This is a genomic window from uncultured Flavonifractor sp., from assembly GCF_944387675.1.
In the GTDB taxonomy this organism is placed as follows: Bacteria; Bacillota; Clostridia; order Oscillospirales; family Oscillospiraceae; genus Flavonifractor.
This window is the reverse complement of sequence record NZ_CALXFV010000007.1, coordinates 1-21,716: the sequence shown is the minus strand read 5'-3', so window position 1 is coordinate 21,716 and position 21,716 is coordinate 1. Positions and strand designations below refer to the sequence as shown.

Annotated in this window: 28 protein-coding genes; 6 read left to right on the top strand and 22 right to left on the bottom strand. The window is 65.0% G+C overall.

Translation table 11 applies throughout. The features are described from left to right. Positions 1 to 7: 7 nt before the first annotated feature. The 19 genes from Q0J74_RS01515 to Q0J74_RS01425 form a co-directional block, all read right to left on the bottom strand. Positions 8 to 469, bottom strand: a complete 462-nt coding sequence (locus tag Q0J74_RS01515) for a divergent PAP2 family protein (RefSeq protein ID WP_297209552.1) — start codon at positions 467 to 469, stop codon at positions 8 to 10. 7 nt (positions 470 to 476) lie between these two features. Continuing rightward, entirely contained in the window at positions 477 to 1,361 is an 885-nt protein-coding gene (locus tag Q0J74_RS01510; RefSeq protein ID WP_297209550.1) for a polyprenyl synthetase family protein, read from the bottom strand. Next, complete coding sequence (xseB, locus tag Q0J74_RS01505) at positions 1,358 to 1,597, bottom strand: exodeoxyribonuclease VII small subunit (protein WP_297209548.1); 240 nt, start codon at positions 1,595 to 1,597, stop codon at positions 1,358 to 1,360. Before xseB ends, Q0J74_RS01510 begins: the two co-directional genes overlap by 4 nt. Beyond that, positions 1,594 to 2,817, bottom strand: a complete 1,224-nt coding sequence (xseA, locus tag Q0J74_RS01500; RefSeq protein WP_297209545.1) for an exodeoxyribonuclease VII large subunit — start codon at positions 2,815 to 2,817, stop codon at positions 1,594 to 1,596. Before xseA ends, xseB begins: the two co-directional genes overlap by 4 nt. Continuing rightward, positions 2,814 to 3,755 carry a DNA-binding protein gene (locus tag Q0J74_RS01495; protein ID WP_297209542.1) on the bottom strand — a complete coding sequence of 314 codons (942 nt, stop codon included), beginning with the start codon at positions 3,753 to 3,755 and terminating at the stop codon, positions 2,814 to 2,816. Before Q0J74_RS01495 ends, xseA begins: the two co-directional genes overlap by 4 nt. Next, positions 3,752 to 4,237 (bottom strand): transcription antitermination factor NusB, encoded by a 486-nt coding sequence (nusB, locus tag Q0J74_RS01490; RefSeq protein WP_297209539.1) that lies wholly within the window; start codon positions 4,235 to 4,237, stop codon positions 3,752 to 3,754. The genes Q0J74_RS01495 and nusB overlap by 4 nt, the downstream gene beginning before the upstream one ends. Before the next feature lie 246 nt (positions 4,238 to 4,483). Continuing rightward, a complete protein-coding gene (locus Q0J74_RS01485; protein WP_297209536.1) occupies positions 4,484 to 4,867 on the bottom strand; it encodes an Asp23/Gls24 family envelope stress response protein in 384 nt (127 codons plus the stop codon). A 94-nt stretch (positions 4,868 to 4,961) separates the two neighbouring features. Further along, positions 4,962 to 5,543: a SpoIIIAH-like family protein gene (locus tag Q0J74_RS01480; RefSeq protein ID WP_297209534.1), complete on the bottom strand. Its 582-nt coding sequence runs from the start codon at positions 5,541 to 5,543 to the stop codon at positions 4,962 to 4,964. Between the two features lie 9 nt (positions 5,544 to 5,552). After that, positions 5,553 to 6,092, bottom strand: coding sequence for a stage III sporulation protein AG (locus Q0J74_RS01475; protein ID WP_297209531.1), 540 nt, complete (start codon positions 6,090 to 6,092; stop codon positions 5,553 to 5,555). Further along, complete coding sequence (locus Q0J74_RS01470) at positions 6,089 to 6,580, bottom strand: stage III sporulation protein AF (protein ID WP_297209530.1); 492 nt, start codon at positions 6,578 to 6,580, stop codon at positions 6,089 to 6,091. Before Q0J74_RS01470 ends, Q0J74_RS01475 begins: the two co-directional genes overlap by 4 nt. A 4-nt stretch (positions 6,581 to 6,584) precedes the next feature. After that, positions 6,585 to 7,694 (bottom strand): stage III sporulation protein AE, encoded by a 1,110-nt coding sequence (locus Q0J74_RS01465; protein WP_297209527.1) that lies wholly within the window; start codon positions 7,692 to 7,694, stop codon positions 6,585 to 6,587. 22 nt (positions 7,695 to 7,716) lie between these two features. After that, a complete protein-coding gene (locus Q0J74_RS01460) occupies positions 7,717 to 8,103 on the bottom strand; it encodes a SpoIIIAC/SpoIIIAD family protein (RefSeq protein ID WP_297209523.1) in 387 nt (128 codons plus the stop codon). A 4-nt stretch (positions 8,104 to 8,107) separates the two neighbouring features. Further along, on the bottom strand, positions 8,108 to 8,302 hold the full coding sequence (spoIIIAC, locus tag Q0J74_RS01455; RefSeq protein WP_297209520.1) for a stage III sporulation protein AC: 195 nt from the start codon (positions 8,300 to 8,302) through the stop codon (positions 8,108 to 8,110). 12 nt (positions 8,303 to 8,314) lie between these two features. Then, complete coding sequence (locus tag Q0J74_RS01450) at positions 8,315 to 8,827, bottom strand: stage III sporulation protein AB (RefSeq protein WP_297209594.1); 513 nt, start codon at positions 8,825 to 8,827, stop codon at positions 8,315 to 8,317. Positions 8,828 to 8,829: 2 nt separating this feature from the next. Further along, a complete protein-coding gene (locus Q0J74_RS01445; RefSeq protein ID WP_297209517.1) occupies positions 8,830 to 9,744 on the bottom strand; it encodes a stage III sporulation protein AB in 915 nt (304 codons plus the stop codon). 122 nt (positions 9,745 to 9,866) lie between these two features. Beyond that, a complete protein-coding gene (lgt, locus tag Q0J74_RS01440) occupies positions 9,867 to 10,934 on the bottom strand; it encodes a prolipoprotein diacylglyceryl transferase (RefSeq protein ID WP_297209514.1) in 1,068 nt (355 codons plus the stop codon). Next, complete coding sequence (locus Q0J74_RS01435; protein ID WP_297209511.1) at positions 10,934 to 12,211, bottom strand: EF-P 5-aminopentanol modification-associated protein YfmH; 1,278 nt, start codon at positions 12,209 to 12,211, stop codon at positions 10,934 to 10,936. Before Q0J74_RS01435 ends, lgt begins: the two co-directional genes overlap by 1 nt. A 4-nt stretch (positions 12,212 to 12,215) precedes the next feature. Beyond that, positions 12,216 to 13,490, bottom strand: a complete 1,275-nt coding sequence (locus Q0J74_RS01430) for an EF-P 5-aminopentanol modification-associated protein YfmF (protein ID WP_297209507.1) — start codon at positions 13,488 to 13,490, stop codon at positions 12,216 to 12,218. Between the two features lie 80 nt (positions 13,491 to 13,570). Further along, positions 13,571 to 14,767: an FtsW/RodA/SpoVE family cell cycle protein gene (locus Q0J74_RS01425; protein ID WP_297209504.1), complete on the bottom strand. Its 1,197-nt coding sequence runs from the start codon at positions 14,765 to 14,767 to the stop codon at positions 13,571 to 13,573. Positions 14,768 to 14,874: 107 nt separating this feature from the next. Between Q0J74_RS01425 and tsaE the strand changes: the two genes are divergently transcribed. From tsaE to Q0J74_RS01405, 4 genes are all read left to right on the top strand, one after another. After that, positions 14,875 to 15,303: a tRNA (adenosine(37)-N6)-threonylcarbamoyltransferase complex ATPase subunit type 1 TsaE gene (gene tsaE / locus Q0J74_RS01420; RefSeq protein ID WP_297209502.1), complete on the top strand. Its 429-nt coding sequence runs from the start codon at positions 14,875 to 14,877 to the stop codon at positions 15,301 to 15,303. Beyond that, positions 15,300 to 16,004: a tRNA (adenosine(37)-N6)-threonylcarbamoyltransferase complex dimerization subunit type 1 TsaB gene (gene tsaB / locus Q0J74_RS01415; protein WP_297209499.1), complete on the top strand. Its 705-nt coding sequence runs from the start codon at positions 15,300 to 15,302 to the stop codon at positions 16,002 to 16,004. Before tsaE ends, tsaB begins: the two co-directional genes overlap by 4 nt. A gap of 20 nt (positions 16,005 to 16,024) precedes the next feature. After that, on the top strand, positions 16,025 to 16,654 hold the full coding sequence (upp, locus tag Q0J74_RS01410) for a uracil phosphoribosyltransferase (protein WP_297209592.1): 630 nt from the start codon (positions 16,025 to 16,027) through the stop codon (positions 16,652 to 16,654). Positions 16,655 to 16,733: 79 nt separating this feature from the next. Continuing rightward, positions 16,734 to 17,180, top strand: a complete 447-nt coding sequence (locus tag Q0J74_RS01405) for a low molecular weight protein-tyrosine-phosphatase (RefSeq protein WP_297209496.1) — start codon at positions 16,734 to 16,736, stop codon at positions 17,178 to 17,180. A 63-nt stretch (positions 17,181 to 17,243) separates the two neighbouring features. On the opposite strand, the gene rplT is transcribed toward Q0J74_RS01405, so the two are convergent. The 3 genes from rplT to infC are packed head-to-tail and all read right to left on the bottom strand — an operon-like array spanning position 17,244 to position 18,368. Beyond that, positions 17,244 to 17,600, bottom strand: a complete 357-nt coding sequence (gene rplT / locus Q0J74_RS01400) for a 50S ribosomal protein L20 (RefSeq protein ID WP_130868416.1) — start codon at positions 17,598 to 17,600, stop codon at positions 17,244 to 17,246. 40 nt (positions 17,601 to 17,640) lie between these two features. Continuing rightward, a complete protein-coding gene (gene rpmI, locus Q0J74_RS01395) occupies positions 17,641 to 17,844 on the bottom strand; it encodes a 50S ribosomal protein L35 (protein ID WP_087341538.1) in 204 nt (67 codons plus the stop codon). 44 nt (positions 17,845 to 17,888) lie between these two features. Next, a complete protein-coding gene (gene infC, locus Q0J74_RS01390; RefSeq protein WP_363315544.1) occupies positions 17,889 to 18,368 on the bottom strand; it encodes a translation initiation factor IF-3 in 480 nt (159 codons plus the stop codon). 325 nt (positions 18,369 to 18,693) lie between these two features. Between infC and Q0J74_RS01385 the strand changes: the two genes are divergently transcribed. Together Q0J74_RS01385 and Q0J74_RS01380 are read left to right on the top strand one after the other, a co-directional pair. Continuing rightward, a complete protein-coding gene (locus tag Q0J74_RS01385) occupies positions 18,694 to 20,637 on the top strand; it encodes a bifunctional metallophosphatase/5'-nucleotidase (RefSeq protein ID WP_297209480.1) in 1,944 nt (647 codons plus the stop codon). Positions 20,638 to 20,829: 192 nt separating this feature from the next. Beyond that, positions 20,830 to 21,585: a PAQR family membrane homeostasis protein TrhA gene (locus tag Q0J74_RS01380; protein ID WP_297209477.1), complete on the top strand. Its 756-nt coding sequence runs from the start codon at positions 20,830 to 20,832 to the stop codon at positions 21,583 to 21,585. Positions 21,586 to 21,716 lie beyond the last annotated feature (131 nt).

Below are 21,716 nucleotides of genomic sequence, written 5' to 3'. Positions count from 1 at the left end.
TTGTCAATTACGCGTGAAGCCAGGCGCCCAGCAGACCCACACAGACGCCCAACAGGCCGCCCATCAGCACCTGAAACGGGGTGTGGCCCAGCAGCTCCTTCAGCTCCTTGCCGAACAGAGCGGGCTTCATCTCCGTCCAGTGGTCCATGATATAGTTCAGGATCTTGGCCTGCTCCCCCGCGGCCTTGCGTACGTTGGCCGCGTCATACATCACCACGATGGCCACCACCGCCGAAATGGTGAACACCGGCGAGGTCCAGCCGTACATATAGCCCATGGAGGAGGCGCAGGCGCACACAAAGGCGGAGTGGGAGCTGGGCATTCCTCCGCTGGAGAGGATGTGCCGCCAGTCCAGCTTCCGCTTGGTCACCAGGGTGACGATGAACTTGAGCACCTGGGCCGCCGCCCAGGCCAGGATGGACAGATTCAAAATTAGGTTGCCCGTCAGAAAGTCCACTACGTTGCGCATACCGTCCTCATTTCTCACGGCCGGCCAGGGACTGGGCCAGCCAGCACAGGCCGTCTCCCTCTTCGCCGAAGCAGGACAGAGCGTCCACCGCCTCCCGGGTCAGCTTATCCACCAGCTCCCGGCAGGCGTCCAGGCCCTTCAGGGTAACAAAGGTATTTTTTTCGCTCTTGGCGTCGGAACCCACCGGCTTACCCAGGGTGGCCTCGTCCCCCACCACATCCAGGATGTCGTCCTGGATCTGGAAGGCCAGGCCCAGGCATTCGGCGTACCGGCGCACCGCCTGCCGCTGCTCCGGCGAGCCGCCGGCCAGGGCGCAGCCCATCTCGGTGGCGGCGGCGATCAGCGCCCCGGTCTTGAGGCGCTGGAGTTCCTCCACCTCCAACAGGCCCAGGGAGTGTCCCTCCCCCGCCATATCCAGCACCTGACCGCCCACCATGCCCCGGCCGCCGGCGGCCCGGGCCAGAACGCCGGCGGCGTCCAGCACCCGCTCCGGCGGCAGCGCCACGGCGGGGTCCAGCATAAATTCAAAGGCGGCGGTCAGCAGTCCGTCTCCCGCCAGGATGGCGGTGGCCTCCCCATATACCTTGTGGTTGGTGGGCCGGCCCCGGCGCAGGTCGTCGTCATCCATGCAGGGCAGGTCGTCATGGATCAGGGAATAGGTGTGGATCATCTCAATGGCGCCTGCAAAGGGCAGCGCCGACTCCGGGTCGCCGCCGCAGATGCGGCAGCTCTCTAGCAGCAGCACCGGCCGGATCCGTTTCCCGCCGGCCAGCAGGCTGTAATACATGGCGTCGTACAGGTCGCCTCTGGGCTCCCGCTGGCGGAAGCACTCCCGCAGCCACTCCTCCACCCGCAGGCGGTGGGCGTCCAGCTTCCGATTCTCCATACTCATGCCTCATCCTCCTCCAAAAACGGCACTTGCCGGGGGGTGTCCCCGGGACCGGCCAGCAGTTTGCTCACCTTCTGCTCCGCCCGGTCCAGCTGGACGGAGCACCGCTTCACCAGCCTGGTTCCCTCCTCAAAGAGGGACAGGGCCTCCTCCAGGGGGGCGTCGCCCTGCTCCAGGCGCCGGACAATCTCCTCCAGCCGGTCCATGGCCTGCTCAAAGCTCACTTTCTTCTCTGTCATTCCAGAAACGTCCTCTCCGATCCATCCGACTTGACTTGACAGGGGATCTCACCGTCCGTCACCCGCAGGGACAGCGACTCCCCGGCCCTGACATCCCCCACCCGGCGGACGATGCTCCCGTCCCCCTTCCGGGCAATGGCGTAGCCCCGGCCCAGCACCTTCAAGGGGCTGAGGGCGTCCAGGCTGGCGGAAAGGCGGGCAAACCGCTCCCTCTCCCGGCCGGCGGCGGCGGACAGCCCCCGGGCCAGACGCTGCCGCTGATAGTCCAGCAGCAGGCGCCGGTCATCCACATAGCTCATGGGGTCCTGGAGCATCCGGCACCGGCCGGCCTGTTCCAGCCGCTTTTCCGCCTGCTCCAGCCGGCGGCCCATCCCCTGGCCCAGCCGCGTTTCCAGCTGGCGCAGCCTGTCCAGCACCTCGTTTTGGTCGGGTACCGCCAGCTCCGCCCCGTTGGACGGGGTGGCGGCCCGCAGGTCGGCCACAAAATCCGCAATGGTCACGTCCGGCTCATGCCCCACCGCCGAGATCACCGGGATGGCGGAGTCATAAATGGCCCGGGCCACCCGCTCGTCGTTAAAGGCCCACAGATCCTCCATGGAGCCGCCGCCCCGGCCGGTGATGATCAGCTCCGCCACCTGATGGCGGTTGGCCCAGGCCAGCGCGGCGCACAGTTCCCCCGGCGCCTCGCTGCCCTGCACCCGCACCGGAAGCACCAGCACCTCCGCCATGGGCCAGCGGGCGCCCAGGATGCGCAGCATGTCCCGCACGGCGGCGCCGGCCGGGGAGGTAATCAGGGCGATCCGCCGGGGAAACCGGGGAATGGGCCGCTTGTGGGCCGGGTCAAACAGCCCCTCCCGGTAGAGCTTGTCCTTCAGCTGCTCGAAGGCCAGGTGGAGGTCGCCCACCCCCTCCGGGGTGAGGGACCCGCAGTACAGCTGATACTGCCCGTCTCTGGGAAAGACCGCGACCCGCCCGAAGGCAATGACCCTCATGCCGTTTTCCGGGCGGAACCGCAGGCCGGCCGCCTCCCGCCGGAACATGACACAGCGGATGGCACCCTGCGGATCCTTCAGGGAAAAATAATGGTGTCCCGAGGGGTACACCTTGTAATTTGAGAGTTCACCCCGCACAAAAAGGCCGGCCAGCGCCCGGTCCCGGTCCAGCAGGCCCTTGATGTACTGGTTGACCTGTGTGACGGAATACACCGGCGCCTGACTCATGCGCTCCCCGCCCTTTCCCACAGCCGGCGGGCCAGAATAGCCACGCCCATGGCGTTGTCCGTGGCGTAGCAGGGCTGGGCGAACACCGCCCCGCAGGCCTGCTCCAGTACCGCCCGCAGCCGGCGGTTGGAGGCCACGCCGCCGGAGCACAGCACCGGCAGGCCGGGGTACCGCTCCAGCGCGGCCAGGGTGGCCCGGCGGACCACATCTGCCACCGTCTCCTGGACAAATCCGCAGATTTCCTCCGGCGTCCTCTCCTGCCGGAGCTGCTCCTTCACCTGATTCTCCATGCCGGACAGGGAAAAGGTCAAGTCCTTGAGCTTCACCGGGAACCCCCGACCCGTGTATCCCGCCCCCAAGGCATCCACCGCCTTGCCCGCGGGAAAATCCAGGCCCAGCAGTACCCCGGCGCGGTCGATGAGCTGGCCGGCGGAGAGGTCGCTGGTACCGCCAATACACCGGGCGGAGAGGTTGACTCCCTCCGGCTCCACGTACAGCAGCTCCGTCGTGCCGCCGGACAGGTGCCAGGCCAGCAGGGGCCGGTCCAGCAGCTCCGGACGGCCCGCCGACCAGGCCGCCGCCGCCAGGTGGCCCTGCTGGTGGGAAACCCGGTAGCAGGGAATTCCCAGGGTGTCCGCCAGGGCCTCGCCCAGACTCTCCCCCGCCAGAAAGCAGGGCATGTAAGAGCCCTCCACCGCCCGGGGCCGGTCGGAAACGCCCACCGCCGCCAGCCCCTCCAGCCAGCCGGCCTCCTTCAGCTCCCGGATACGTCCGGGCAGCGCCTTCACGTGCTGAAACAGGGCGTCGCTCTGCCGCAGGCCCAGTTCCCCGGGGCGGACGGTGAGCAGCTGGCCGGCGTTATAGCCCGCCGCCCCGTCAAACACGGCGGCGGAGGTGGTGTAATTGCTGGTGTCAAGGCCCAGCGTCCGCACCTTCATTCCTCCGGCCCGCCGCCCACCGGGCTAACAGGGTCGGGCAGATGTTCCCCCCGGACGAAGGAACCCAGAATGCCGTTGACAAAGGAGACCACCTCCGGCTCCTCATAGTGCTTCACCAGCTCCACCGCCTCATTGATGGCGGCGGCGTTGGGAATGTCCTGCATATACAATACCTCATACATGGCCACCCGCATGATGGCCACGGCCACCCGGTTCAGGCGGGAGAACTTCCAGCCGATGGCATACTTTGAAATATACTCGTCCAGCTCCGGCGTGTGCTCGTACACGCCCCTGACCAGCTTGGAGATATACCCCCGCTGGGCCTCGTTGGGGAACTCGGCGTAGAGCGGCTCCTCCTCCCCGATGGCGGAAAAGGTCTTGCGGCTGAGCGCTTCCGAGAGCAGCTCCTCCGCCGTCTGGTCGGTAAAGCCCAGTTCAAATACAAAGTGGACCGCGATCTCGCGGGCGGCAGTTCTGGTCATTGCAGTTCCTCCGTGGCGGGCATGGCCCGCAGGTAGTATTCATAGATAAGTTCATTATACAACAACCCTGCATAAAAAGGAAGGAGCAAATTCCACCGATTCCCCCTTGCGGCGGCAAAAAGGGACGCCCTTCCAGGCGTCCCGCGGCTGTAAAAAGCGGCATGGCGGATGTGGCCCGCCCCCTGAGAAGCAGGCCCCCACCCGCCATGAAATCACACATTGACCGGATCACGCGCCCGGAACCCGTTACTTGCCGCCGTCCCGCTCGAAGGAGATTCCGGATACATGGACGTTGACGCACGCCACCGTCAGGCCGCTGGTGTTCTCAATGGCATGATACACCGCGGTCTGCACCTCCTTGGCCACGTCGAGAATGGTATAGCCGTACTTGATGAGCAGGGACAGGTCCACCCGGATGCTCTCCTCCTCCACGGTGATGTGAATCCCCTTGGACAGGTTCTTCTTCCCGCCCAGCAGCTCGGCAATGTCGCTGCCCAGATTGGCGGAGAGGCTTCCCACTCCCTCCACCTCCATGGCGGCGGCGGCGGCGATCACCGCCAGCACTTCCTCAGATATATGGATGTTCCCCAGCTCGTCGGGCCGAGAAATATACTCTTTCCCATCAGACATGCCAGACGCCCTCCTTTTGTGTACTATGAACACATTGTACCACAAAAAAGAGAAATTACAACTGCTTCCTTCGGATTCCTTGGGAGAATGCCCCTCAGTCCTCCGCCGGAACGATTTTCACCTGGCTGGCCGGGCAGCCGGTTTCCCCTGTGACGATCTCGGTGATTCTGGCCACGTCCGCATCGGTCAGCTCGGCGCCGCCGGTGGACACCACCACGCTGACGCTCTCATCGCTGATGAAGGCGATGCAGTCGGCGTAGCCCTTGGCGGTCACCAGGTTCTCAATCTGCGCCTCCGCCACGGTGTAGTCCGCCAGGGTCTGGATGGCCATGGCGGTGGTCTCCTTCATGGTCTCGTCGGCGGTCTCATCGGCGGCGGCGCTCTGCAAAATGGTGAGGGCACTGTCCCGGGCCTGCTGGCGGTTGAGCCGGGCGGAGGCAAAGTAGCCGCCGGAGCCGCTCTCCCCGCCGGAGGGCTGGGCCGTTCCCGCCGGCGCCGGGGTGGCCGTGGAGGCCAGCAGCGGGTCGGAGGTCTGGCCCGAGACCAGGGCCGCCTGGCCCAGGGTCTTGCCCGCCTCCGCGCTCTGCTGATCCTGATAGGTCCAGTTGAGATAGACCGCCGCGCAGACAAAGAGCACGATGGCCGCCACCACGACGTTGCGTTTCCATACTTTCATCTTGTTGCCTCACTTTCCTTTACATACTGAGATCTTATCCGCACCCAGGCCCGTCAGGGCCGATACCGCTTCCACCAGCCGCAGCCGCACCTCCGGGTCGTCTCCGCCTGAGCATATCACAAGGGCGCCCTGATATTGGGGCGAAAACTGCTGCACTACAACCGCCTCCTCCCCCGCCGAGCCGCGGGACAGGATCACGGAGGTCACGGTGGACTCCGTCCCCCGCTCACTGATGGAGGTGTCGGAGTCTTGAGCCAGAACCTTCTGCGGCCCGCTTTTCCACGTCAGAACCACCTCTGCCTCTCCCACCCCCTGGATTCGGGACAGCGCCGCCGCCAGCCGCTCCTCCAGGGCGGCCGGCCAGTCCGCTTCCGCCTGCGCGGCAGGGTCCGGGCTTTCCGCCGCCTGCACCTCTGTGTCCTCCTTCTCCCACAGGGGGGGCAGCAGCAGGAGTACCGCCCCTGCCAAACTGACCAGCAGCACATATTTGTATCGCTGAAACAGGCTGTTCAGCCGCTTTTCCCATGCCGTCAGCTCCGGTTTTTTCATGTTCCGCCACCGCCTTCGTAATACTGCCGCTCCGCCGGAATGGCGAAATCCGCCTCAATGCTCCGGGTCAGCCGGCTCTGCTGCTCCTCCGACAGGCCGCCGAAGACCGTGACGGATTCCGGCACCGGCCAGTCCCCCTCCTCCCCCGCCGTTACGGACACCTGGCAGTCTATGTCCATACATGCCGCCTTGTCCTGTATATATGCGGCGGAGCGCTCTTCTATGATGTCTTTCATCAGATCCCGGTCCTCCTGTTCCAGTTCCTGGGCGTAACCATCCAGAGAGAGGCGGTACTCCGTCAGCGCCTGGGTGAGCGCCCCCTGGTCCAGCGTCAGCAGCGGCTCCAGCATGGCCAACAGCAAAACCAGCCCTCCGGTGAGCCGCCCGATCCTGCGGATGGTGCCGGAGGGGGTCAGGCTCTCGGCCATGGCGATGACCAGCGCCGCACAGGTTATGCTCAGCAGCCACTGGCGCATCAGTTCCAGCATCTCCTCACCCCCCTGTGGACGCGGTTACCGCAGAAACCATGGATATCAGCAACAGTAAAGCGCAAGAGCCTGTCATACCGAGCACCAGCCCGAAGGCCCCGCCGATCTGGTCAATCAGGCCGGACACCCGCCCGGCGGACACGGTGGCACTCAGGGCGGCGGTCAGCTTGTAGACCAGGTAGTGGATGCCCAGCTGGAGGAAGGGGGCGACGCACATCCCCAGCACCACCAGCATGCCGAACACCCCCACCGCGTTTTTCAGGATACCGGCGCTGGCCAGCACCGTCTCCGCCGCGTCGGACAGGATGCCGCCCACCACCGGCACCATACTGGACATGGTGAACTTTGCCGCCTTGACGGCGGCCGCGTCGGCGGTTCCGGCGATGGCGCCGCTGAGGGTCAGGTAGGACACAAAGAGCAGGAGAATGGCGCAGAGCGCCGCCGTCACTCCCCACTTGATGGTGGCCGCCACCCGCTTAAGCCCTTCGTTCCCGGTGGCGGTGTGGGCCACGCAGGCCGCCATGTAGAGGTAGAGCAGGGGGAGGAGCAGGCCGGTGATGGCCGTCATCAGCACGTCGGAGAAGAGCATGGTGGCCAGCTGCCGGGCGGCTGCGCCGCCAGGGGCGCCGGACGCGGCGGCGGCAGCGGTCACCGCGGGCAGCAGGAGCTTGGAAAAGCTCTCCATATGCTCCAGGGCTTCCCGCCCCATGCCGATGAGGGAGTGGGCGTCCGCCACCGCCACGGCGGCCACTGCCATGGCGCCCACCATAGACACCAGATCCGGTCCGTCTCCGCCCCCCGCTCCGCTGTACAGCCCCTCCGCCATGCCGCACAGCAGCACCACCGTCAGCAGCAGAACTCCACTGCGAAGGGCCTTGCGCACCACACCGGACACCTGCCCGCTGCCGGTGTCCAGAATGCTCTGGAGGCCGGCCTCCAGGTTCATGCCCGCCTCCAGGTCCACGCCCGGCACCCACTGCTCCCCCGCCGACTGGATCTCGTCCAGCTCCAGGGCCTCCGACTGGGCCGCCGGAATGTCCTGCTCCGCGGCGGCGGCCGTCCCAAGCAGGGCGGCCAGCACCATCAGCAGCATCAGCAGCCGCTTTTCCATCATCCATCCGCTCCCCCATCCATGCTTACAGCAGCCGGGCCACCGTATCCAGCACCGCCCGCATCAGGGGCAGGGCCACATAGAGCGCCAGCACCGCCCCCGCCGTCTCCACAAAGGCGGCGATTCCGCTCTCCTTGGCGTCCCGGCACACCTCCGCCGCCACCCGGGTCAGTACCGCGATACCCACGGTTTTGAGCACCGGGTCCAGCACGGCGGGGGAAAGCCCCGCCCGCTCTCCCAGCTCCTCCATCAGCGCCCGCACGGCCTCCGCCGCCCCCAGTGCCTGGGCCAGGATCAGGACCCCCGCCGCCAGAGAGAGCACCAGGCCCACCTCCCTGGCGTGCTGACGGACCACCAGGGCGCACAGGGCCGCCGCCACCGCCAGAGCCGCAATTTTTCCCGCCAGCTCCATGGTCTCAGAGTCCGAACAGGTCTTTTACCAGGGTAAACAGCTCACTGATCTGCTGTACCACCATCATCAGCACCACCACCAGTCCTGCCAGGGTGGTCATGGTGGCCTGCTCGTCCCGCCCGGAGCGGGTGAGCACCTGGTTGAGCACGGAGATCAGAATCCCGATGGCCGCGATTTTGAAGATCAAATCCACATTCATACCGTCTACTCCCTATATCAGAAGGATTGCCAGCAGGCCGCCCGCCGTCAGGCCCAGGACCTGCTCCATCCTGCCCTTCCGTTCCAGCTCCTCCCGGGCCGCCGCCTCCGCCGCGGCCAGTTCGCTTCGCGCCTGTCCCAGGGCGGCCAGCAGGCCTTCCCCGTCGTACCGGCCCAGCACCTCGCCCAGCTCCTCCATGGCCCGCAGGCCGCGGTCCGTCAGGTCCAAATCCGCCTCCTCCAGCGCCTGCCGCCAGATCCGGGCCATGGGCTGGCGGCCCAGGTGCTCCATCTCCCTGGCGCAGCCGGCAAACAGCGCCCCCACCGGCCCCTCACAGGTGCGGGACAGTCCGGCAAACAGCTCGGGCAGCGGGGTGAGGCGGAAGGAGATCTCCCGCTCCATCTGCTCCAGGGCGGCAGCCAGCTCCCGCAGGAGCACCGGCCGGCGGGCCAGACGCCCGGCGGCGCAAAAGCCGATGACGGCCGGACCCGCCGCCAACAGCGCCGCCCCCGCCAGCCGAACCATGCTCAGCACAGCTGTTCCACCTCATACGTCCGTCCCTCCGCCGTCCGGCGGATGACCACCAGGCGCCGGAAGATCCGCCGCTCCAGCAGGGTCTGGTACAGGGGCCGGCGATTCAGATCCGCCCGGTCCAGGGCGTGGGCGGAGCAGAGCAGGGCCACGCCGCAGTTGGCGGCCACCTCCAGCGCCCGGCAGTCCTCCGGCGCCGTGATCTCATCCGCCGCCAGCACCTGGGGATTCATCCCCCGCAGCAGCATCAGCAGGGCCATTCCCTTGGGGCAGCCGTCCATCACGTCGGTGCGCTCCCCCACGGCGAACTGGGCCTGGCCCTCCCGCATGGCCGCCAGCTCCCCCCGCTCGTCCGCCACCCCCACCCGCAGGGCGGGGCAGCCCGCCCCGTCGGAAATCCGGCGGATCAGATCCCGCAGCAGCGTGGTCTTGCCCCCGCCCGGGGGGGAAATGAGCAGCGTGCTTTGCAGGCTTCCATCCCGCCACAGCTTGTCCAGAACCGGCCGGGCCGCCCCCGGCACCTCCCGCGCCACCCGGATGGCCAGGGAGGAGACGTGCCGCAGGCTGCGCACCTGTCCGTCCTGCATCACGCCGCTGCCGCAGATGCCAATGCGGTGGCCGCCCTGCACGGTGAAAAAGCCGCTGCTGATCTGGGCCTGGGCGGTGTGGAGGGAGGCGCGGGTGGCGACCTCCAGCACCAGTGCCAGATCCGCCCCGGTCACCGGCGGGGCGTCCGGCACCGGCACCTCCCCCTCCGGGCAGACCACCGTCATCCGGCGTCCCGCCCGCAGCCGCAGCTCCTCCACCCCGGTCTGGCGGAGCCGGTCCAGCCGCCGGGCGGCCTCCCCCAAGGCGGGCGGCAGCAGCGCCGCCGCCTCCAGGTAGCGGGCTGCGGAATCCCTTTGCGTCATGGTAGCGTCACACCCTTCTTTCGTGTCTGACCCATCCTATGAAGGCCCGTCCCAGTTTATGACCGGACAAAAAAGGAGCGGAGCTGTGGTTGTCCACAGATCCGCTCCCAAAAGAGCCGGTGTTACAGTTTCCTTTTTTCCTCCTTGACCAAAACCTCCGCCAAGTCCTTCCGCGCCCTCAGGGAGGCAATCAGCTCGGCCGCCTCCGCCGGGTCGCAGTCCCGGGGCAGGGCGTACGCCTCCGTACGGGCAAAGTCCCGCTCCAGCCGCTTTTTCTGCCGGTCCAGCCACGCGCCGTCCGTCCCTTCCCGGTAGACCAGGGCCACCAGCCGGGGATGGGCCTTCATCCAGTTCACCCACAGCTTGGCCGGGTCGTGCCGCCGGGTAAGCACCACCGCCAGCGCGGCAATGGCCACGGCGGCGGTGGCAAAGCCGAAGAACTGGGATACCCGGATGGGGGTGTGGAACAGGTAGAGGCTGTCGGTGCGCAGCCCTTCAATCAGGCCCCGGCCCACGCCGTACCAGGCAAAGTAGCCCAGAAAGATCTGCCCGTCGCATTTCCGCCACCGCTTCCCCACCTGGATCAGCAGGAGCAGGCCCGCCAGGTTCCACAGGGACTCGTACAGGAAGGTGGGATGGACCTCCGCATACTGGCGCATGCCGTCCACATACTGATAGATTCCCATCCGCCAGGGCAGGTCGGTGGGGCCACCGTAGGCCTCAATATTCACAAAATTGCCCCAGCGGCCCACCATCTGGCCGATCAGCATACCGTAGGCGCCCAGGTCGGCAAAGGCCAGAAAGCGGATCCCCCGCACCTTGCAGAACACCAGCAGGGTGACCACCGCCATAATGACCCCGCCGTAAATGGCCAGGCCGCCGTCCCAGATGCGCACCATGGCCCCAAAGTCCCAGGAGCCGTTTGCCTCGCGGTAGAGTTCGGGATAGAACACAATGTAATACACCCTGGCGCCAAGAATGCACAGGGGGACGGCAAAAAAGAGCATGTCGATGATGTCGTCCTGCCGGATGCCGAACCGGGGCGCCTGGCGGGAGCAGTACATCACCGCCAGCAAAAAGCCGGCGGCGATGATGATCCCATACCAGTAGACGGGCCAGCTCCCCACGTGAAAGGCCACCCGGTTGAGCTGAAACTCCAGCCCCAGGCCGGGAAAAGAGACGGTACCCATCATCGCTCCTCCCCCGGCCGGACCACGGCCAGCCCGCACCTCCGGGGTGTCACCCAGCTGCGGATGCATTCCTCCACATCGGACGGGGTAATGGCGTCGAACGTCTCCGGGAAGGTGAAATACTCCACCCCGGCAAAGTGGGCCTGAGCCAGCTCAATGCACACGTGTTCGAAGGAGTTCAGGCCGCGCACCTTGGCGCCGTAGCATCCCTTCTTCACCCGGCCGAACAGGGCGGGGTCCACTCCCTCCCTGGCTAGCCGCTCCCCCTCCGCCAGCACCGCGTCCCGCACCTTCCGGGGGTCCCGGCTCTCGCCGCCGGCGGCCAGCAGGGCGCAGCCGGGATAGAGCTCAAAGCCGTAGCCGAAGTTCTTGTTGATAAGCCCCTCGCCGTACAGCCTGGCGTATAGGGGGCTGGAGCTGCCCAGCAGCACCTCGCAGGCCAGCTCCCCCGTCAGGGACCGGCGGAGCCACTCCGCGCCCGTCCCGGCCGGATCGCACTTGAAGCCCAGCTGGAAGATGGGGGTAGATACCTCCATGGTCAGCTCCTTCTCCCCCTGGGCCGCCTCAAGCGCCTCCTCCCCGCCGTAGTCCCGGTCGATGGGCTGGCCGGACTGGCCGGGCAGGATCTCCCGGGCCACGGCGCACACCTGGGCGGGGTCCACGTCCCCCGCCACGGTGAGTACCATGTTGGCCGGGTTGTAAAAGGCCTTGTGACAGGCATAGAGGGTACCGGCGGTGATTCTGGCAATGGACTGCTGGGTGCCGGCAATGGGTACCCGGATGGGGTGATGGTCATAGAGGCACTCCATCAGGGCGTAGAACACCTGGTTTTCCGGGTCGTCCTCCACCATGCGGATCTCCTGGCCGATGATGCCCTGCTCCTTGTCCACACTCTCCGGGGTGAACCAGGGGATGGACACAAAGGAGAGGAGAATCCTCAGGTTGTCAAAAAACTTCTCCGTGCTCTCGAAGAAGTAGCCGGTGATGGCCGAGCTGGTGAAGGCGTTGGGCGAGGCGCCGTTGGCCGCCAGATCCTGGAGGGCGTTGCCGTCCTGGGTGTCAAACATCTTGTGCTCCAGAAAGTGGGCCACCCCCGCCGGGGTGTTCTTCCACGCCCCCTCCAGCCGAAAGCGCATGTCCATGCCGCCGTAGTTGGTGGCAAAAAAGGCGTAGCTCTTCTGGAAATCCCGGCGGCGGTCCACATAGACGTGCAGCCCGTTCTCCAGAATCTCGTGAAACACGGTCTCCCCCAAACGGGGGTACTGCTTGCTGACCATAGACTCAATCCCTGCCTTTCAGGAAATAGACGGTATCCAGAATCAGATCCTGGGCGGCCGCCACCGCTTCTTCCCGAGTCACCTGCTCCACCCGGGCGGCCAGCTGGTCCGGCCCTTCGGTCAGCCCGGCGGCGGCCTGTCCCAGCCAGTAGTCCTCCAGGCGGCTCTGGGCGTCCAAAGTGGTGAGCAGGGTGCTCACCACCGAGCGGCGCGCCCACTCCAGTTCATCGTCGCTGAAATCCCCGGTCTGGCACTTGTAGAGCTGGGAGAGGATCTCCCCCTCCGCCTGGCCCACCTTGTCAAACTCCACCCCGGAGGAGACCAGCATCACGTCCTTATACTTCATAAGGCCGGAGCTGGCGTAGTAGCACAGGCTCAGCCGCTCCCGCACGTTCAGAAACAGCTTGGAGGTGGTGGTGCCGCCGTAAATGGCGTTGACCAGGGCCAGGGCGGGATACTGCCCGTCCCAGGCGTCGGCGTTGGTGCGGAAGCCCATGGCCAGCTTGCCCTGGGTCACATCCAGCTGTTCCTCCACCCGGCGGGGTTTTCTGGGGGCCGCCCGCTTGGCCGGACGGACCAGCGCCATCCGTTCCCCCTCCCGGGGCAGGCCCTCCACCACGGGGGCAAAGGCGGCCTGCACCCGCTCCGGGGCGGCCGAGCCGCAGTAGTACAGCTCCACCCGGGCGCTGCGCAGCAGCTTCTGATACTGCGCCCAGAGCAGGGCGGCGTCAATGTCCCGCGCGGCAGCCTCGCTGCCCAGCCGGTCCACCCCGAAGGGTTCCTCCCCGCACATCTCCGCCACCACCCGCAGCTGGGCGTACTGGCGCTTGTCATTGACCTGCGCCTTGATGCGGTCGATCAGGTTGCCCCTCTCCTGCCGGGTGTAGTCGGGACAGAAGGCCCCGTCCTGGGTATAGGGCCGCAGCAGCAGCTCCGCCAGCAGCTCCGCCGCCGGTTCCAGCACCCGCTCCCCCGCCAGAGTGTAGGCGTCGTCCAGAAAGCTGCCCACAAAGCCCACGCACTGGGTCTCCCCCTTTTTCCGCACCATGGGTTCCAGGGTGCCGCCGTACAGCTCGTCCAGGGCGGCGGAGAGAGACTCCAGGTCGGGGTGCTCCGCCGTACCCCGGCGGAGCACCATGGGAACCAGGGCGTTGAGGGCGGCCTCCCCCTCTGTCAGGGGCGCCAAAAATGCCGCGCCCAGCATACTGGATTTGAATTTTCTGGTCTGTACCGCCGTCAGGTGGACGCCGGGACGCAGCGTGATCTGTGTTACCTTCATTTTCTTCCGATCCGTCCTTTCTTCCTTCCCGCATAGCCTGCCTCATTCCGGCCGGTCTATGCACAGCGCCGGGAGCTGGGTTACAGCTGGCTCCGGTCCCGCAGCCAGCTGGGCAGTGAGCGCATTTTGATGCCGGATACAATGCCCATGGCGGCAAACATGGTGAGAATGGAGGAGCCGCCGTAGCTGATAAAGGGCAGGGTCAGCCCCACCACCGGGAAAATATACAGGCACATGCCCACGTTGACCCCCACCTGGGCCAGCAGCATGCCGGCGTAGCCCATGGCGATGAGGGCGCTCTGAGGGGAGCAGGCCCGCCGGGCCACCCAGACACACCGCAGAATGATGAGGGCCAGCAGCACCAGCAGCAGGCAGCAGCCCACCAGCCCGAACTCCTCCCCGCAGACGGCGAAGATCTCGTCGGTGTGCCGGGCGGGCAGGCTGGACTCTGAGGTGCTCTGGGTCTGAATTCCCTGGAGGTAGCCCATGCCGGTGAGTCCGCCGCTGCCGATGGCCAGGATGCTGCGGCTTTGCTGCCAGCCCGCCCCCTGGGTCTGCTCATACACGGTGTCCGGATTGTTCAGGATGTGGTCGAGGACCACGGTAAACCTCCGGGCAAAATATTTGTCGCTGATGTGGGGCCAGACCAGGAGCACCGCCGCCGCGCACAGCACCACACCGATCAGAAACCACCGCTTCTTCACCCCGCCGGCCCAGGCCATCACCGCAAAAATCAGCAGATAGGTCAGCCCCATGCCGAAATCTCCCGAGGTCGCCGCGATCAGGGCGAACATAAACAGGGTGTGTCCGGCAATCTGGAGCACGGAGGCGGGACGGCTGATCCCCTTTTCCCGCAGCCGGTTCATCTGCCAGGCCAGCAGCAGCACAAAGGTGAGCTTGGCCAGCTCGGCGGGCTGAAGATTCACCGGGAAGCCGGGGATGTCCAGCCAGCTGTTGTTCCCCGTCTCCTCCGCGCCGGTCCCCAGGGGCGTGAAGAGCAGCAGGTTGATGGCCAGGGAGAATCCCACCAGCAGCTTCCAGGATCTTTCGGTGAACATCTCAATATCCACGGAGGACATCATCATATAGACCAGCACGCCCAGGGCAATGGCCGCCGTCTGCACCAGCATGCAGCGCAGGGCGGCGGACGGCTCCATCCAGCGGGTGGCGCTGTAGATCAATACCAGGCCGAAGGCGCTGGCTGCCAGGCAGAAGGCCAGCAGCAGCCGGTCGCCCCGGTCGAGAAACGCCCGTATGGAATCTGAAAACCAGGACAAGCTACCGCCCCCCTTCCGTGGAAATCAACTTAGTTTACCATCTTTTTTGCGTTTGGTAAACGGCTGTGTTATAATAATTAAGCGATTCTTTACATTTGAGGTGCTGTATGGAAGTTATCTCCAATTCACCTGCGGAGACGGAGGCGCTGGGGGCCAGACTGGCCGCCGGGCTGTCTCCCGGCGATATTGTGGCTTTTACCGGCGATCTGGGGGCGGGAAAGACCGCCTTTACCCGGGGGTTGGCCACGGGGCTGGGCATTGAGGCGCGGGTCACCAGCCCTACCTTCACCATTGTCAACGAGTATGAGGGGGGGCGTCTGCCCCTGTTCCACTTTGACATGTACCGTCTGGGTTCCTCCGATGAGCTGTTCGACATCGGCTGGGAGGACTATCTGGCCCGGGGGGGCGTGTGCGCCGTGGAGTGGAGCGAGATTGTGGAGGACGCCCTGGAGGGGGATGTGATCCGGGTGGACATCCGCCGGGGCGCAGGCGAGTCCCAGCGTATCATTACCATCACGGGAGGTCCTGATGCATGAAGATTCTTGCCCTGGAGTCCTCCGCCGCCGCCTGCTCGGCGGCCCTGTGCGAGGATGAGAAGCTGATCGCCCAGTCCTATCAGAACAACGGGCTCACCCACTCCGTCACCCTGATGCCCATGACCACCGCCCTGCTCTCCGGGTGCGGAGTGACTCTGGAGCAGGTGGATCTCATCGCCGTGGCCGCCGGCCCGGGGTCGTTTACCGGCCTGCGCATCGGGGTGGCCGCCGCCAAGGGTCTGGCCTGGCCGGGACGAAAGCCCTGCGCCGCCTGCTCCACCCTGGAATCCATGGCCTGGAACCTGGCCCACACAGGGGGCGAGATCTGCGCTGTGATGGACGCCCGGCGGCACCAGGTGTACAACGCCCGGTTTGCCGCCCGGGGGAACACCCTCACCCGGCTGTGTCAGGACCGGGCCATCTCTCTGGAGGAACTGGCCGGCGAATTAAAAAAGAGTGGAAATCCGCAAATTCTGGTTGGAGACGGCGCGGTTTTATGCTATACTACCCTCAAGGATTTGGGGCTGGACCTGCGCTTGGCACCTCCCCACCTGCAATTCCAGAGCGCGTGGGGCGTGGCCCGGTGCGCCCTGGAGCTGGCCCGGCGGGGCGAACTGACAGACGCCTCCGGCCTGGCCCCCAACTACCACCGCCTCTCCCAGGCCGAGCGGGAGCGGCTGGCAAGAGAACAACAAAAATGAAGGGGAATTGCGTCATGGATATGGAAAAAGTACACATTCTGGACCATCCGCTGTTGCAGCACAAGCTGACCATCCTCCGGGATGAGAACACCGGCGTCAAGGATTTCCGGCAGGTGGTCTCCGAGATCGCCACCCTCATGTGCTATGAGGCCACCCGGGATCTGCCCACGGAGGACGTGGAGATCAAGACCCCCATCTGCACAGGCAGGTTCAAGACCATCGCCGGCAAAAAGCTGGCCATCGTCCCTGTGCTGCGGGCCGGCCTGGGCATGGTGGACGGCATCCTGACCCTGATTCCCTCCGCCAAGGTGGGCCACATCGGCCTCTACCGGGACCCCGACACCCTGGAGCCGGTGGAGTACTACTGCAAGATGCCCAGCGACATCGCCGAGCGGGAGGTCATCATCCTGGACCCCATGCTGGCCACCGGCGGCTCCGCCTCCGCCGCCATCCAGTTCATCAAGAATTACGAGGTCAAGCATATCAAACTGATGAATATCATCGCCGCCCCCGAAGGGATTCAGCGGGTGCAGCACGACCATCCCGACGTGGAGATCTACTGCGCCGCCCTGGATGAGAAGCTCAATGACCACGGCTACATTGTCCCCGGCCTGGGCGACGCCGGCGACCGGATTTTCGGCACCAAATAACAGAGGATAACCAAGAGGCGGGCCTCCTCAACAGGAGGCCCGCCTGCCGTCTGCTTCTGATCAGGGAGGAACCCATGAGATGACACGTATCCTGTTCGTCTGCCACGGCAATATCTGCCGCAGCCCCATGGCGGAATTTGTTATGAAGGACCTCGTCCGGAAAGCGGGCCGGGAGGCAGAGTTTGAGATTGCCTCCGCCGCCACCAGCAGCGAGGAGCTGGGCAATCCCGTCTACCCGCCCGCCCGGCGGATGCTGGCCCGGCACGGTATCGACTGCGCCGGGAAGACCGCCCGGCAGCTGAACCAGGCGGACTACGCCCGCTGGGACCTGCTCATCGGCATGGACCAGGCCAATCTGCGGAATATGCGCCGCCTCTTCCCCCGGGACCCGGACTGCAAGCTCCGCCTGCTTCTGGATTACACCGACCGGCCCGGCCAGGTGGCGGACCCCTGGTATACCGGGGATTTTGAGGCCACCTGGCGGGACGTGTCCGACGGCTGCCGGGGCCTGCTGAACAGCCTGTGACCACAAGAAAAGCGCCTGTCCCTTCACAGGGACAGGCGCACTTTTTCTGTCTTGCTGTGCCGCTCAGGCCAGCTGGGCCTTGGCCATCTCGGTCAGGGCGGTAAACGCGGCCTTGTCGTTGACCGCCAGCTCGGCCAGCATCTTGCGGTTGATCTCCACACCCGCCTTCTTCAGGCCGTTCATAAAGGTGGAGTAATTCATCCCGTTGCTCTTGCAGGCGGCGGAAATCCGGGTGATCCACAGCTGACGGAAGTCGCGCTTCTTCAGCCGGCGGCCGGTGTAGGCATAAGTCAGGGACTTCATCACCTGCTCGTTGGCCATCTTGAAGTGCTTGCTCTTGGCGCCCCAGTAGCCCTTGGCCAGCTTCAGGATTTTATTTCTTCTTTTGCGCGTCATCATCGCGCCTTTCACTCTAGCCATTGTAAAAAGCCTCCTATTTTAAGGTAAAGTGGTTCTTATCTTATTTGTAGGGGATCAAGCGCTTGATGGCGGGCTCGTTGGTCTTGTCCGCGTAAGCGCCGGCGCGGAGGCCTCTCTTGCGCTTGGTGTCCTTGCCGTGGCCGTTGAGCAGGTGGGACTTGAAAGCATGGGCGCGCTTGACCTTGCCGGACTTGGTCAGGCTGAATCTCTTCTTCGCGCCGGAATGAGTCTTCAGTTTAGGCATGGTGGTTTACTCCTTTTCTGTTCAATTCGAGCCTGGAATCTCGCTCAGGACTTCTTGCCTTCCTTGGCAGCCTTGGGGGAGAGGAAAATGGACATGTGCCGTCCGTCCAGCTTGGGGTCCTTGTCCAACGCGGCTACCTCGCTGCACTGTTCCGCAAATTTGAGCAGCAAATCCCTGCCGATGTCCGTGTGCGCCATCTCACGCCCGCGGAAACGGACGGTGACCTTCACCCGGTTGCCCTCGGCCAGAAACTTCTGGGCGTTGCGGAGCTTTACATTGAAGTCGTTCACGTCGATGCTCGGCGACATGCGGACTTCCTTGATCTCCACCACATGCTGATTTTTTCGCGCCTCTTTCTCCCGCTTGGTCTGCTCAAACTTGTACTTGCCGTAATCCATCAGCTTGCAGACGGGGGGATTGGCGGTGGGAGAAATTTTCACCAGGTCCAGGTTCTGCTCCTCCGCGCGCTCCAGCGCCTCCCGGGCAGACATGATCCCCAGCTGTTCTCCCGTTTCTGAGACCAATCGAACTTCCTTGTCGCGGATTTCCTCGTTGATCTGATGACCCTGTTTGCTGATACGAAAGCACCTCCATTTCACATTCGCATAAAAAAACGGCTACCGTATTGGTACCCGCACCACAACACACACGCCCCAAACAGGAGCGCCTGCCAAACCAGATAAACCTCTTTGCCGGCGGCGGGAGGTGAGGACGGGGGTACCAATCCTGCTTTGTTTTACCGAGACAGTATAGCAGACCTGCGCCCCGCTGTCAAGACAAAATCTTATTTCCTTTCTCTCTTTCCTTTTCCGTGGAAATGTGGCAAACTAAGGGGGAGGAGGGGATTTCATGAGGCATTCGGTCCGAAGCCGTTTCATTTTGCTCACTCTGGCGCTCTGCCTGTCCGCCGGCTGGCTCTCTCTCCCGGCGGGCGCCGCCTCTTCCGGGGCGGTCTATGAGAGCACCATTCTGTTTACCCACGACACCCACGACCATTTCCTCCCCATGCCGGACGACGCCGGGGGCGAATACGGCGGCTACACCAGGCTGGCCACCCTGCTGAACCAGGAGCGGGCGGCTCATCCCGACGCCCTCACCCTGGACGGGGGCGACTTCTCCATGGGCAGCCTGTTCCAGACCATCTACACCACCCATGCCCCGGAGCTGCAGGCGCTGGGCGCCATGGGCTATGACGTCACCACCCTGGGCAACCACGAATTTGATTACCGGCCCGGGGGACTGGCCGACATGCTCAACGCCGCCGTGGACAGCGGCGCTCCCCTGCCCGCCATCGTCCAGGCCAACTACAAGCCGCCGGAGTCCGACACCGCCTCTTGGGGGGCCTGGGAACGGTACGGGATCTCCGACTACGTGATTTTGGAGCGGGGCGGCATTCGCTACGGCATTTTCGGCCTGCTGGGTGAGGAGGCCGACCAGGATGCCCCCATGTCCGGGATGGAGTTTGAGCCCATCGCCGACGCCGCCAGGCGCACCGTGGCGGCCATCCAGGCGGAGCTGGCCGGCAGCACCGCGCCCTCCTTTCTCATCTGCCTCTCCCACAGCGGTACCGACGGCTCCGGCAAGGGGGAGGACTACCGGCTGGCCAAGGAGGTGGAGGGCATCGACCTGATCATCTCGGGCCACAGCCACACCGTCCTGGAGGAGCCGGTTCAGGTGGGAGACACCCTGATTGTCTCCGCCGGAGAGTACACCTCCTATCTGGGCGCCCTCACCGTCTCCTGGACCCAGGCCGGGGAAAAGGTGGACTGGGACTACCGCCTGCTTCCCGTGGACCAGACCGTGGCGGAGGAGGACCGGCTGGTGCAGCTCACCAACCGCTTCCGCGCCCTGGTGGAGGAAGAATACCTGGCCCAGTACGGACTGGAGTTCGATCAGGTGCTGGCCACCTCCGGCTTTTCCTTCACCCCCATTCGCCAGTTCGCCGAGGAGCAGCGGGAAGATCCCCTGGGCAGCCTGATCGCGGACTCCTACCGCTACGCGGTGCAGCAGGCCGAGGGCGCGGACTATATCCCCGTGGATTTCGCGGTGGTGGCCGCCGGGGTGATCCGCGGCTCCTTCTCCGCCGGGGAGATCACCGTGTCCGACGCCTTCAACGTCTCCTCCCTGGGTTCCGGCGCCGACGGCAGCCCCGGCTACCCCCTCATCTCCGCCTGGCTCACCGGCAGGGAGCTGAGGGATGTCTTTGAGCTGGATGCCTCCGTCAGCCCCCTCATGCCTGTCGCCCAGCTCTACGGTTCCGGCATGCGTTGGACCTGGAACCCCCACCGGATCCTTTTCAATCGGGTGACCGATTGCGCCCAGGTGCTGCCCGACGGCACCGCCGTTCCCCTGGAAGACGACAAGCTCTACCGGGTGGTCACCGGACTGTACTCCGGCCAGATGCTGGGTACCGTAAAGGATCAGTCCTTCGGCATCCTCACCATCACCCCCAAGGACGCCAGCGGAACCCCCATCACTGATTTTGAGGATCACATCATCCACGGCCCGGATGGGGCCGAGGTCAAAGAGTGGTACGCCCTGGCCTCCTACCTGGATGCCATGGGGAGCGTGGACGCCCGCTATTCCGCCCCGGAGGGCCGCAAGGTGGAGGCCCCCTCCTGGAATCCCATCCAGCTGCTGCGGGGTCTGAATCTGTTCGGCGGCCTGGTGCTGCTGGTTCTCCTGGCGGTGCTCCTTCTGATCGGTCTGCTCCTCTGCCGCGTCTTTCTCCGCCCCCGCCGCTCCCTCCGCCGGGGCGGAGGCGGGAGCGGTTACCACCCCTACCGGGGATAGCCGAACTTGCCGGACCGGCCGGGTCATTTTGCCCGCCGGTCCGGTTTTTTTCCCGCTGTTTGGGTAAACTGTCTCTGTCAGGCCGAACTCCGGCGGAAATATTTGAATATAATTTTCGATATTATATTTAAATATCTTCTTGATTTTATCTTGGGATGTGTGTTATACTAGCGGCAAGGTAAGGTGATATGTATGGATTCCCAACGCGCGCTTCCCTATCAGTCTCTGTCTCTCCCCCATTCCCTGCCCGCCCGGCCGGTGAGGCGGAAGATCCGGGAGAAGGATCGGGACCCCTATGACGGCCTGCGGCCCTGGTCGGCCATCACTCACGGCATCGGCGCGGTGCTGGCCGCCGCGGGAACGGTGCTGCTGATGGTGCGCTGCGCCGTTATGGGGCTGAGTCTGTGGCATGTGGTCTCCTTCCTCATCTACGGGGTGAGCATGGTTGGGCTTTACACCGCCAGCACACTGTACCACTGCCGCAACGTGAGCGTGAGGGGGCGGATTGCTCTGCGCAAATACGACCACGCCTCCATCTATTTCCTCATTGCCGGCACCTATACGCCGGTGTGCCTGGTGGCGCTGCGCAGCTACGGCGCCTGGGGCTGGGGGCTGTTCGGGGTCATCTGGGGGCTGGCGCTGGCCGGTCTGGTGCTGACTCTGGCGTGGATCACCGCACCCCGGTGGCTGACCGCCGGGATCTATATCGCCATGGGCTGGCTGGCCCTGGCGGCTGTGATTCCGCTGATGCGCTGCCTGCCCCCCGCCGGTTTCTTCTGGGTACTGGGCGGCGGGATTCTCTACACCATCGGCGGTGTTCTCTACGCCGTCAAGTGGCCGGGACGGGAGAATCCCCGCTTCGGCTGCCATGAGATCTTCCACGTGTTTATCCTGCTGGGCTCCCTGTTCCACTTCCTGCTGATGGACCGGGTGATCACCCTGCTGTGACCGCCGAAAAAGCTGCATAGCTGAAGCCCCTGTGCCGGGAACCGGCACAGGGGCTCAGTCTGTCGAAAAAACCGTTTCATGCTTGATGCATGACCGGGTTTTTCGCATATATCGGCCAGAATAGGAGGAAA

Bases quoted from the DNA above. Each gene is read 5' to 3' on its own strand.
- Q0J74_RS01515 (WP_297209552.1), bottom strand. From the start codon at position 469: ATGCGCAACGTAGTGGACTTTCTGACGGGCAACCTAATTTTGAATCTG.
- Q0J74_RS01510 (WP_297209550.1), bottom strand. From the start codon at position 1,361: ATGAGTATGGAGAATCGGAAGCTGGACGCCCACCGCCTGCGGGTGGAG.
- xseB (WP_297209548.1), bottom strand. From the start codon at position 1,597: ATGACAGAGAAGAAAGTGAGCTTTGAGCAGGCCATGGACCGGCTGGAG.
- xseA (WP_297209545.1), bottom strand. From the start codon at position 2,817: ATGAGTCAGGCGCCGGTGTATTCCGTCACACAGGTCAACCAGTACATC.
- Q0J74_RS01495 (WP_297209542.1), bottom strand. From the start codon at position 3,755: ATGAAGGTGCGGACGCTGGGCCTTGACACCAGCAATTACACCACCTCC.
- nusB (WP_297209539.1), bottom strand. From the start codon at position 4,237: ATGACCAGAACTGCCGCCCGCGAGATCGCGGTCCACTTTGTATTTGAA.
- Q0J74_RS01485 (WP_297209536.1), bottom strand. From the start codon at position 4,867: ATGTCTGATGGGAAAGAGTATATTTCTCGGCCCGACGAGCTGGGGAAC.
- Q0J74_RS01480 (WP_297209534.1), bottom strand. From the start codon at position 5,543: ATGAAAGTATGGAAACGCAACGTCGTGGTGGCGGCCATCGTGCTCTTT.
- Q0J74_RS01475 (WP_297209531.1), bottom strand. From the start codon at position 6,092: ATGAAAAAACCGGAGCTGACGGCATGGGAAAAGCGGCTGAACAGCCTG.
- Q0J74_RS01470 (WP_297209530.1), bottom strand. From the start codon at position 6,580: ATGCTGGAACTGATGCGCCAGTGGCTGCTGAGCATAACCTGTGCGGCG.
- Q0J74_RS01465 (WP_297209527.1), bottom strand. From the start codon at position 7,694: ATGATGGAAAAGCGGCTGCTGATGCTGCTGATGGTGCTGGCCGCCCTG.
- Q0J74_RS01460 (WP_297209523.1), bottom strand. From the start codon at position 8,103: ATGGAGCTGGCGGGAAAAATTGCGGCTCTGGCGGTGGCGGCGGCCCTG.
- spoIIIAC (WP_297209520.1), bottom strand. From the start codon at position 8,302: ATGAATGTGGATTTGATCTTCAAAATCGCGGCCATCGGGATTCTGATC.
- Q0J74_RS01450 (WP_297209594.1), bottom strand. From the start codon at position 8,827: ATGGTTCGGCTGGCGGGGGCGGCGCTGTTGGCGGCGGGTCCGGCCGTC.
- Q0J74_RS01445 (WP_297209517.1), bottom strand. From the start codon at position 9,744: ATGACGCAAAGGGATTCCGCAGCCCGCTACCTGGAGGCGGCGGCGCTG.
- lgt (WP_297209514.1), bottom strand. From the start codon at position 10,934: ATGGGTACCGTCTCTTTTCCCGGCCTGGGGCTGGAGTTTCAGCTCAAC.
- Q0J74_RS01435 (WP_297209511.1), bottom strand. From the start codon at position 12,211: ATGGTCAGCAAGCAGTACCCCCGTTTGGGGGAGACCGTGTTTCACGAG.
- Q0J74_RS01430 (WP_297209507.1), bottom strand. From the start codon at position 13,490: ATGAAGGTAACACAGATCACGCTGCGTCCCGGCGTCCACCTGACGGCG.
- tsaE (WP_297209502.1), top strand. From the start codon at position 14,875: ATGGAAGTTATCTCCAATTCACCTGCGGAGACGGAGGCGCTGGGGGCC.
- tsaB (WP_297209499.1), top strand. From the start codon at position 15,300: ATGAAGATTCTTGCCCTGGAGTCCTCCGCCGCCGCCTGCTCGGCGGCC.
- upp (WP_297209592.1), top strand. From the start codon at position 16,025: ATGGAAAAAGTACACATTCTGGACCATCCGCTGTTGCAGCACAAGCTG.
- Q0J74_RS01405 (WP_297209496.1), top strand. From the start codon at position 16,734: ATGACACGTATCCTGTTCGTCTGCCACGGCAATATCTGCCGCAGCCCC.
- rplT (WP_130868416.1), bottom strand. From the start codon at position 17,600: ATGGCTAGAGTGAAAGGCGCGATGATGACGCGCAAAAGAAGAAATAAA.
- rpmI (WP_087341538.1), bottom strand. From the start codon at position 17,844: ATGCCTAAACTGAAGACTCATTCCGGCGCGAAGAAGAGATTCAGCCTG.
- Q0J74_RS01385 (WP_297209480.1), top strand. From the start codon at position 18,694: ATGAGGCATTCGGTCCGAAGCCGTTTCATTTTGCTCACTCTGGCGCTC.
- Q0J74_RS01380 (WP_297209477.1), top strand. From the start codon at position 20,830: ATGGATTCCCAACGCGCGCTTCCCTATCAGTCTCTGTCTCTCCCCCAT.